This window comes from Marinitoga hydrogenitolerans DSM 16785, from assembly GCF_900129175.1.
GTDB lineage: Bacteria > Thermotogota > Thermotogae > Petrotogales > Petrotogaceae > Marinitoga > Marinitoga hydrogenitolerans.
In genome coordinates this window covers 1-1,163 of the sequence record NZ_FQUI01000085.1, presented here as the reverse complement: position 1 = coordinate 1,163, position 1,163 = coordinate 1, and the positions used below count along the sequence as shown (strand labels likewise).

1 protein-coding gene is annotated in these 1,163 nt (G+C 24.8%); it reads right to left on the bottom strand.

Features of this window, described 5'->3' with window-relative positions:
* Positions 1 to 965, bottom strand: a 965-nt coding sequence (locus BUA62_RS11255) for an ATP-binding protein (protein WP_159429533.1), incomplete at its 3' end; no start/stop codon positions are given.
* Positions 966 to 1,163 lie beyond the last annotated feature (198 nt).

The window sequence follows — 1,163 nt, the reverse complement described above, 5'->3', positions numbered from 1 at the left end:
CTTGTTGTAAAATCATCGCTACTTACTGTGTTTTTTACCAGATCCTCATAGGTTATTTTTTTGTCTTCTATATATTTTGATAAAAATGATGGTGAGCCGCTTTCAAACCAATAATTTTGAAATTTCTTTTTTTGAAAGAATTTTAATATTGAAAATGGATTATATACGTAATGTTCTCCGTCAAATGAGAATCCATTATAGTATTTTTTCATTTCTTTTAGCAATTGTTCTTTTGTGATATTAAACTTTTTCGCTGTTTCTTTTATATAATCTTCAAAATAATATTCCAATTCTTCTTGGGTATATCCAAGCATTTGCGAATAGTCTGTATCAAGAGATATATCATTTAAATTATTAAGTGCAGAAAATACTCCGGTTTTTGTGAATTTCGTAATGCCCGTTATGAATACAAATTTTATGTATGCATCCTTTGTTTTTACCTTTTTATAGAATTCTCTTAAAAATGCTCTAAATTCTTCCGCTTTTTCTTTATTGTTTATATGTTCTAATATTGGTGATTCATATTCGTCTATGAGTATTACTGTTTTTTCTTTGTATTTTTTACTTAATTCTGTTATTAAATATCCAAATTTTGTTGGTAAATTATTTTTTATTGGTGAAATATCATATTCTCTATATAATTCTTCAATTCTTTCATTAAGTGAATCTATAAATTCATCATATGTTGTTAGTGTATTATCTGACATATCGAGTTTTATTACAGGATATTCTTTAAATTCCCATTTGTCGTATATATATGTATCTTTAAATAATTCCTTTTCGCCCTTGAATAAATAATATAATGTTGATACTGTTAAACTTTTCCCAAATCTTCTTGGTCTTGAGAGGAAGGTAGGTATTCCAGAATTTGCTAACTCTAATATATATTTTGTTTTATCTATATATATATAATTTTCTATTATTAGTTTTTTATAATCTTGTACTCCTATTGGTAATTTTTTCATTATAATCATCTCCACATTATTTTTTTCTTAGTATTATTATAGCATAAATGTATCCTACAAAAAACTGTTTTTATATATTCTCACGAGAATAGAAAAAATATTGAAACAATCAACTGAGTCTTTTACCTCATTTGATTAATTCCAATAACCTTTCTTCATTTTCTTTTGTTGTTTTTTTGAGTATTTCCTCTGTTTTTT